The sequence below is a fragment of the Kitasatospora sp. NPDC059747 genome, from assembly GCF_042732955.1.
Classification (GTDB): domain Bacteria; phylum Actinomycetota; class Actinomycetes; order Streptomycetales; family Streptomycetaceae; genus Kitasatospora.
In genome coordinates, this window is record NZ_JBHWGV010000206.1 from 1 (window position 1) to 8,938 (window position 8,938).

5 protein-coding genes and 2 pseudogenes are annotated in these 8,938 nt (G+C 69.1%); 2 read left to right on the top strand and 5 right to left on the bottom strand.

Annotation, left to right across the window (positions count from 1 at the left end):
- A pseudogene (locus ACFV4G_RS42065) lies at positions 1–1,593 on the top strand (hypothetical protein); the annotation flags it as partial.
- Positions 1,590–2,450, top strand: a complete 861-nt coding sequence (locus ACFV4G_RS42070) for an immunity 49 family protein (protein WP_380448672.1) — start codon at positions 1,590–1,592, stop codon at positions 2,448–2,450. The pseudogene ACFV4G_RS42065 and the gene ACFV4G_RS42070, both read left to right, overlap by 4 nt.
- 265 nt (positions 2,451–2,715) lie before the next feature.
- Here ACFV4G_RS42070 and ACFV4G_RS42075 read toward each other — a convergent pair whose 3' ends face one another.
- The 5 genes and pseudogenes from ACFV4G_RS42075 to ACFV4G_RS42095 all read right to left on the bottom strand — a co-directional run.
- The gene (locus tag ACFV4G_RS42075; protein WP_380448674.1) at positions 2,716–2,868 is read right to left on the bottom strand and encodes a hypothetical protein; all 153 of its coding nucleotides are present in this window, start codon (positions 2,866–2,868) and stop codon (positions 2,716–2,718) included.
- Positions 2,865–4,661: a pentapeptide repeat-containing protein gene (locus tag ACFV4G_RS42080; protein ID WP_380448676.1), complete on the bottom strand. Its 1,797-nt coding sequence runs from the start codon at positions 4,659–4,661 to the stop codon at positions 2,865–2,867. Before ACFV4G_RS42080 ends, ACFV4G_RS42075 begins: the two co-directional genes overlap by 4 nt.
- Before the next feature lie 88 nt (positions 4,662–4,749).
- Positions 4,750–5,643, bottom strand: a complete 894-nt coding sequence (locus ACFV4G_RS42085; RefSeq protein WP_380448679.1) for a pentapeptide repeat-containing protein — start codon at positions 5,641–5,643, stop codon at positions 4,750–4,752.
- Between the two features lie 53 nt (positions 5,644–5,696).
- Positions 5,697–6,710 (bottom strand): hypothetical protein, encoded by a 1,014-nt coding sequence (locus tag ACFV4G_RS42090; RefSeq protein WP_380448682.1) that lies wholly within the window; start codon positions 6,708–6,710, stop codon positions 5,697–5,699.
- Positions 6,707–8,938 (bottom strand): annotated as a pseudogene (locus tag ACFV4G_RS42095) (hypothetical protein); the annotation flags it as partial. The pseudogene ACFV4G_RS42095 and the gene ACFV4G_RS42090, both read right to left, overlap by 4 nt.

The window sequence follows — 8,938 nt, forward strand, 5'->3', positions numbered from 1 at the left end:
ACCGCCGACGGCGGGATCAAGTTCCCCGAGAAGACCGTCGAACTCCCGCCCAACACCATCAAGTTGGAGCACGGCGGCAAGGTCGAGTACATGGACCCGCACGGCAACGTCTACGACGAGGCCGGCAACATCCGCCAGCACGGCGGCGAAGCGCCGAAGGAGAACCTCCCCGGCGACCACACCGGCGCGGACCACGACCCGGTCAAGCCCCACAACCCCGTCGTCCCGGCCAAGGCCAAGGTGCCCGAGATGGCGGGCGTCGGCGGCCGCGACGGCGTCATCAAGCTCGGCTCGGACCTCTCCGAACCGGTCCACGTCCCCGATCACGTGCCGGACCACGTCCCCGACCACCTGGCCCCCGGCGGCCACGCCCCCGACCACACCCCCGGCGGCCACGCCCCCGAGGGGCCCCGCAACGACCTCAACCCGTCCGGCGGCGGCCACGACGGCCCGGGCGGGCCGGGCCATGACACCCCGACCACCGGCGGGCACGACGGCGCGGGCACGGGTGGGCACGACGGTACGGGTGGGCACGACGGCTCGGGGACCGGCGGGCACGACGGCACTGGTGGGCACGACGGCTCCGGCACGGGCGGGCACGACGGCGGTTCGACGGGCGGTCACGACGGCACTGGCGGGCACGACGGCGGTTCGACGGGCGGCCACGACGGCTCCGGTACGGGCGGCCACGAACCGCCCGCGCGCCAGCCCGTGAAGCGGCCGGAATTCATGAAGGACGGCCCGAACCCCTACGGAGAGCCCGGGAGCCTCACCAAGGAGCAGATCGAGGAGATCCAGGTCTACCGCGCCAACGAGGAGCCGGGATACCGGGAGCAGTATTACAACATCGACGGTGACCGCAAGCGGCTGTCCTACAAGGACGAGAGCGGATACACACCGCCCCAGCTCGTCAAACTGGACGAGCACGGCCCGTGGGTGCCGGCCAAGGACACCCCGGAGCCCCCCGAGCCCCACTACCTCGACGACGACTACATCTCCCTGGACGAGACCAAGGTCACCGACAAGGACCGGCTCAACCTGCTCGACCTGTTCGCGAAGAAGCGCCACAGCGCCGTGACGTGGGACAACCTGGTCAAGGATTGGAGGCAGAGGCTCGGTCTTCCGCAGGCAGACGGGGTGTACAAGGCGTCCCACACGGAGATGGGTAAGGCGACCGAGGCTTTCGGTGAGGCGGCGGCGAGGCACCACTACATCGCCGAGAACTTCCCGGGCTTCAAGGACGAGCCGCTCCTCGGCCCGAAGAACGGCAACGACCAGTTCGACCAGGTCTGGACGAACGAGGACGGGCGGGTCGTCGTCGTCGAAGCCAAGAGCAGCCCGAGTACGGGTCTCAATAGTCGCCTTCTTCCCGGGGCCACCCGTAAGGCGGTTTCGCAGGGGAGCAGGGAATACTTCTTCGACATTCTCAGGGAGATGGAAGAGCGGGGCGAGACGGACCTCGTCGACAAGATCACGACGGCGCTCAAGGACGGAAATCTCGAATACGTCGTCGTCAAGGGCGAGAAGAACGCCGGAAGCTACACTGGCTTGCAGTACCGGCGGTTCGACATCAGCAAGGGGACTCTTCCGTGACCGAGACTGTTGCCCGCCACATCGAGCCCCAGCCCGATGCCGAGGCATTCGCCGACCGGCTGAGCGAGCGGGTGAACCGGAGGGTCGACGAACTCGAGGAGTCGGCCGACATGATCGACTTCGCGTTCAGCACGGCTCTCCTCGCCTTGCAGACCCACGTGGTTGCCGACCCGGAGGCGGACCGGCTGGAGACGTGGAAGGCCGCGGTCACCGCGATGCAGCTCGGCTCGGCGGTGTTCGCCGTGACCGGCGCGAGCGAAGGTACCGTCGAGTGCTTCATCAACGGCAGGGCGCGGAGCGTTCCGGCGATCGGGCCACAGTCCTTCGCCGATGCGGGGAACTGGCTGAACGCCTTCTGGCTGGCCCTCATCTGCCGCGAGCAGAAGCGGATGACGCAGCTGTGCGAGATCCCGCTCGAACGGCTGCGCTCGCCGGAAGGCTCGTACGACGAGTACGTCTACCACTGGGTGGACGTCCAGCAGACCTACTGGCTCCGTCGGCCGGGCCTCGTCGACAAGCTCACGGCCGCCTTCGAGACGTCGACCCCCGATGCCGCGCGCGTCGCTCCGCGCGATGCCATGCAGTGCCTGATGTACCCGCCGCTCAACCTCTTTTACCAGGTCGTGCGCAAGCGGGAGGAGGAGTTCTCCCCGAACCTGGTCGAGGCGCTGAACCTCCACAAGATGTACTGGACCATGGACGAGGACCGCGCGACCAAGCGCGACGGGGCACTCGCCCTCGGTCCTCTCGCCATGGCCTGCATGGCCTTCGACGGGAAGTTCCCGATCGACGTGGAGTCGCCTTACATTCCCAAGTACCTCGTCTCTCACGGTTGGTTGGGTGAATTCCCGACGTAGGCCGTCGGCGCATGAATGCCCGCCGGCCCGATCGCCGAAATGCGGTCGGGCCGGCGGGTTTTGTGCGTCCCGGAGATCGATCACCAATCGATGGCGTCGAGCGCGGACCGTTCGAGTGCGATGACCGGCTCGGTGCTCAGGTGGTCCTGCCACGTTCCGAGGGGGGACGCGCAGGGTGGCGAAGTCTGCGACCCGGTTCTCGATGACCAGGCACAAGCCTCCCCGCTCCAGCATCAGCAGCAGCGGCTCGAAAGGGTCGGGCAGATCAGGTGACCTGCCCGGCGCGGGGCGTGCTCAGGCGGTGCCGGTCGAGGACCTGGAACGCTGTGGCGAACCGCTGGACCGCCTCGCCGACCAGGTCGGTGGGACGGCCGTGCACGCCCCAGAACCACCGCGCCACAGGGGTGCGGGCGATCACGGGGTGCTCAGGCTCTGCTTGACGCGTGCGACGAAGGCGTCGGCTTCGGCCCTGGTGATCTCGACGTGGTCGATGTCGTTGTGGCCGAGGTAGTAGAGACGGAAGTATTCGGTCGGCTCCCAGCAGAGGTTGCGGGTGTAGGCCTCGTCGTAGTCGTTGCCGTCCGCCGAGCTGCGGCGCGCGATTCCGCTGGGGTTCTCGCGGGATTCGCCGGTGTGGAGCTTCGCGTAGTAGACGAAGCCGCTGAGGACTTCGACGTCGGCGCCCTGCGTGGTGAGCCAGCGCTGGAGGGCGAGGCCGTCGAGTTCCTGTTCGGTGTCGTCGGTGACGACGGTGACGGGGCCGAAGAGGGTGCCGGACAGGCCGCGGAGCACGGTGTGGTCGTCGACGGTGACGGTGAACGAGGTGTTCGCCGTGGTGGCGTCGGACAGATCGGCGCCGCGCAGGTCGACTTGGAGGAGGGTGGCGTTGGTGAGGTCGGCGCGGCGGAAGGTCGCGGCGGTGGCGTCGACGTCGATCAGGGAGGAGGAGGTCAGATCGGCGCGGTCCAGGCAGGCGGACCGTAGGGTGGCCAGGTCCAGGGTTGCCTTGACCAGACTCGCCCCGGCGAGGTTCGCGCCGGTCAGGTCGGCCTTCTCCAGGCGGGCGCGCCAGAGTTCCGCGTTGGCCAGGGAGACGCCGGCGAGCACGGAGTGGGCGAACCACGCTCCGGTGAGGTCTCCGTCAGAGAGGGCAGCTCCGCGCAGGTCGAGGCCGGTGGCGTCCAGCGGCTCGCCGTTCGCTGCCGTCACCCAGGCGCTGAGCCGGGCTGCGGCTTCCCGATCCAGCGGCAGGCTCTTCGTGGACCACGCGGCGCGGTTGCGCAGTGTCGCCAGGGCGACCGGGCCTTTGGTGTCCTCCGGTGCGCGGCCGGTCAGTTCGGTGAGGGCCTGGGTGGGGGACAGCTCGCGATCGTGGGCCGAGCGCAGGCGGTCCAGCCAAGCGAGGGCGGCGCTGTAGCGCTGGTCGTTGTCGACGTCGGCGGGCTCGAAGCTCGCGGCGTCCTCGGTGTCGGAGGCCCAGAGGTAGCCGAGCAACCCGTGGCCGTCGGCGATCGGGACGTACCGCACGTCTCCGTCCGTCGTACGGCGGTAGCCGGGTGCGTGGGTGAAGCGCTCGTACCGGCGGGCGAGCTCGAACCGGGACCACGAGTCGGCCGGGGCCCCGTCCTGGTCGAAGTGGGGGTCGACGCCGGTTTCGGTCGGCGTGCCGAAGTAGGTCGGGTCCTCCGGGTCCATGTCGGAGCCGAGGACGTCGGTGAGCTCGGCCAGGGCGGCCGCGAGCCGGGGCGCGTTCGCCTCGTACACGGCGGGCTGGGGCCGGCCCCGGAGGTCGAAGGGCAGCCAGGCGTCGGAGAACGTCGTCAGGTCCACGGCCGCGAAGTCCGTGTATGCGGATGTCGAGAGATGGAACAGGCGCTCCGTGTGGACGTCGCCCGCGGGGCCGAGCAGCATGCCGGCCGGGGAGATGGTGGCATCGACGGAGCCGATGGGGCCCGGTCGCAGGGCGGCGCGGACCTCGGCCGCCAGTTCCTCGGCGGAGCCGTTCGCCCGGAGCTCGCCCTTGTACAGTGCCGAGCGCGGCTTGCCGGACTCCGAGACGGTGAGACGGACCCTGGGCTCGCCGACCACCAGCCGGTGCGCGGCCAGGACGGCCCGTGCGGCCAGCAGATCGGTGAGGCAGCGGAGGATCGGTTCGCCGCCCTCGGTGGAGTCGCCCCAGGTCCAACGGGAGACCGGCGTGCTGGCGATCACTGTGCTACCTCCGGTGTGAACGTACGAATCCGATGGCCCGACCGCCGGAGTGGTGGTCGGGCCATCGGGCGTCCATGAGTCCCGGAGGTCAGCTCTCCTGGGACGGGGTGCCGAGGGCTTGCTTGACCCGTGCGATGAAGGCGTCGACCTCGGCCCTGCTGATCTCGACGTGGTCGTCCTCGTTGTGCCCGAGGTAGTAAAGCCGGAAGTATTCGGTCGGCTCCCAGCGAAGATTGCGAGTGAATTCCTCGTCATATTCGATTCCGTCGACGACGCGGCGACGCATGACGGTTTCGGGGTTCTCCCGCGAGGAGATCTCACTGAAAACCGCATAGTACGTGACGGGCTCGCCGCTGAGTACCTCGACCTGGGCGCCGCGTTCGCCGAGCCACTTCTCGAGGGCGACGCCGTCGAGTTCCTGCTCGGTGTCGTCGGTGACGACGGTGACGGGGCCGGACAGTGTGCCGGACAGACCGCGGACCACGGTGTGCTCGTCCACGCGGACCTTGAACGAGGTGTTCGCCACGGTGACGTCGGTCAGGTCGGCGCCGCGCAGGTCGACACGGAGGAGGGAGGCCCCGGGGAGCTCGGCGTTTCGGAAGGTGGCCTCCCGGGCGTCGACCCCGTACACCGAGGCCGACGTCAGGTCGGCCCCGTCCAGGCAGGCGGACCGCAGAGAGGCCTCGTCCAGGGAGACCTTGACCAGGCTGGCGCCGGTGAGGTTCGCGCCGGTCAGGTCGGCCTTCTCCAGGTGAGCGCGCCAGAGCTCCGCGCCGGCGAGGGAGACGCCGGCGAGCACGGAGTGGGAGAACCACGCACCGGTGAAGTCCCCACCGGAGAGGTTGGCCCCGCGTAGGTCGAGCTCGGAGGCCTGTAGCGACTCACCGGCGGAGGCCGTCACCCAGGCGCCGAGACGGGCCGCGGCCTTCTGGTCCAGCGGCAGGGTCTTGGGATACCACTTGTCAGGGATATCGGATGCCACGATCGCCCCAACCCCCTTTCTGCTCATTGGTTTTCTTGGGGAGGCGCACGTCGTCAGGATTGTGCGAGCTCCTGCAGCTTCCGGAGTTCGTCCACGTCCGTCAGTCCACCCGGAGTCGCGTGCCCCGCCTCGGGATCTCCGGGGAGCGCCGTCAGTTCCGTCAGTGCGGCGGTGGGGGACAGTCCGCGGTCGTACGCCTTCTGAAGCCGGTCCAGCCAGACCAGACCCGCCCGGTAGCCGTCGAGATCCGCAGTTTCGGAAGGTTCGAAGCTCGCGGCTCCGTCGGTGTCGGATACCCATAGGTAGCCGAGGACACCGGTGATGCCGATCACGGGGACGTACCGGACAGGGCCGGACGTGGTCCGCTTGTAGCCGGCCGTGAATCTCGGGGTTTGGTTGAAGATGCCGTTGCGATAGGGAATTTCGAAGCTCCCCCACACATCCCAAGGGGTGCCGGCATCGTCCCTGAAGTGGTTCTCGATCCCTGACTCCGTCGGAACGGCGAGCCGCGTCGGATCGTCGGGATCGATCTCCAGGTCCAGCGCCTCGGAGATCTCGGCCAGGGCCGCGGCCAGGCGCGGCGCATTGACGGCGAATACCGATTCCTGAGCACGCCCGCGCAGGTCGAGCGGTAGCCAGGCGTCGGAGAACGTTGTCAGGGTCACGTTGAAGAAGTCTTGGGACACCTCGACGGAGAGGGTGAACATCTTCTCTGTGGGCTGTCCGCCGTTGTCGGTGTCCACGATTCCGTCGCACGGCGCGTACAGGTTCACGGTGCCGATTTCGCCTGGGGCGAGACGCTTTTCGATGTGCGAGACCAGGGCGTCGGCGGCCCCCGAACCGTCTTCGGCGAGCGCACCGACCCGGAGGTCCGCCTTGAGGAGGTGGCTCCGGTTGCCCGGCTCCGGGATCGACACGGCAACCTGCCCATTGTGGGGCGTGCCCAGGCGGTGCCGATCGAGGACCCGGATCGCCAGGGCGAACCGGTGGACGGCCTCGCTGACCAGGTCGGTGGGACGGCCGCGCACGCCCCAGTACCACCGCGCCACAGGGGTGCTGGCAATCACGGCTGGCCTCCAGGCATGAATCGGGCGCCGGGCGGAGATAGGAGTGTTCCGTCCTCGGTGCGAAGAACGACGATCACGTTATTCCGCTCGTAGATCCTGGCGAGGTCCTTCTCGACACCCGCAGCCAGCATATCGGCCATGCTTCCCTTGGTGTCGACGACGAAGACCTTGACGTCGGCGCCGGAGTCCGCGAGCTGCCCCATGTTCTGCCACATCTTGTTGGCGACCTTCTTGGGGTTCGCGATCTCCTTGAACTGATAACCGAAGGTGGTCCCGTCGTGGGCACGGGCCATCACGTCCAGGTCGGTCTCCGGCCCGGCGGTCACACCGGGCTTGATCTCCGAACCGTCCTTGAGCTCGAAGCTGATGTCCGTGATGCCACTCCGCTGCAGACGGTCGGCGAGGCGAAGCTGCTCGATGCCACCCGACATCGCATTCTTCTGGCTGAGGCTGCCCACCACCTGGTCGAAGTTCGTCATGCCCTTGAACCGACCAGAAGCGATCAGGTCGGCCGTCTCCTGGCCGGCCGGGTGGCTCGCCAGGTTTTCGATGGCTTTGTCGAGGTCCGCACGTTTCGGCTTCGGGCCAGGCAGGAGGTCCCTGATCTTCTGCTCCGTCTCGCCCCCGAGCTGGAGGGGACGGTTCTCGGTGGGTGGACGGTCCCAGCCGTGGTCACCGGCGTCCGGAGCCGCCGGGTGGTCGCCTGTTCCCGAGGGGCCCTGGTCGCCGCCGGTCGGGCCGTCGTGACCGCCGGTGTGGTCGCCGGGGGCGTGGTCGCCGCCGCCGTTGTGGTCGCCCGGGGTGTGGTCCCCGCCGCCGGGGTGATCGCCCGGAGTGTGGCCGCCGTCGGGCTTGGGGTGTTCGGTGCCGGGGTTGTGGCCGGTGCCGTGGGGTTCGTGGGTGGTGCCGGTCGGGATGTCGTGGACGGGCTCGGTGGGGAGCTTGATGTCGCCGGCGCCGTCGGGGACGTGGACCTTGCCGAAGAGGTCGGCCTGTTCGGCCTTGATGACTTCGAGCTCGTGGGGGGTGAGGCCGGGGAGGCGTTCCTTTTCGTAGAGGACGTGGCCGTCCATCTTGGCCTTGAAGCTGTCGGCGGTGTGGAACTGGAGCTCGAACTTCTGGCCGGTGACGGCGTCGCGCCAGGTGGAGTTGATGCCCTTGTAGCCGGCGGCGTCCCAGGTGTTCTTGAAGGTGATGTTCTCGAAGCCGCGCTTCTGGAGGTCCTCGATGGCTTGCGTGACGCCGTGGGCGTAGTTGTCGGCGGGGACTTCGAGGGTGTAGCGGACGGAGTCCTTGATCTTGGCGATGGCGTCTTCGGGGCGGATGCCGGGCCTGGCGAGGTCGGTGGCGAGCTTGCGCTTGAGGGAGTCGGCGCCCTTGAGGCGGTACTCCAGGCCGATGAGCTTGCCGTTGTCGACCTTGCCGGCGACGTCCTGGACGGCCTCGGTGACCCGGGGCTCGTGGGCCGCGGACTCCTGCATGAACTTTTCGGCGGCGGCGTTGGCCTCGAGGTTGAGCTTGAGGCCCTTCTCGCCCTCCCACGAACCATCGGGACGGTTGCCCACCGGCTCGTCCGACGACGGGTGTTCACCGGAACCGCCGTCGTGGCCGCCACCCGAGCCGCCGTCGTGGCCGCCACCGGCACCACCGTCGTGGCCGCCGGGGGTGTGGTCGCCGGAACCGCCGTCGTGGCCGCCGGTGTTGTGGTCCCCACCGGTGCCGTCGTGGCCGCCCGTGTGGTCGCCGGTGCCGTCGTGGCCCGGGCCGTCGTTGTGGCCAGGGGGCTCGTGGCTCGCGTTGGGGCCCTCCGGGGCGTGACCGCCGGGGGTGTGGTCCGGCACGTGGTCGGGCACGTGATCCGGGACATGGTCGGGCACGTGGTCCGGCACCTTGAACGGGTCGGACAGGTCCGAGCCGAGCTTGATGACGCCGTCGCGGCCGCCGACGCCCGCCATCTCGGGCACCTTGGCCTTGGCCGGGGTGTGGAGCGGGTCGGGGCCGTTCGGCTTGACCGGGTGGTCGGGGGTGGTGCCGCCGGGGTGGTCGCCGTTGTGGTCGCCGGGAACGGTCTCCTTCGGCGCGGTCTCACCGGGGTGGATGTTTCCGGCGTCGTCGTAGACGTTGCCGTGCGGGTCCACGAACTCGGTCTTGCCGCCGTGCTCGAACTTGACGGTGCCGGGCGGGAGTTCCTTGGTGCCGGCGGGCAGCTTGATGGTGTCGTCGGCGCC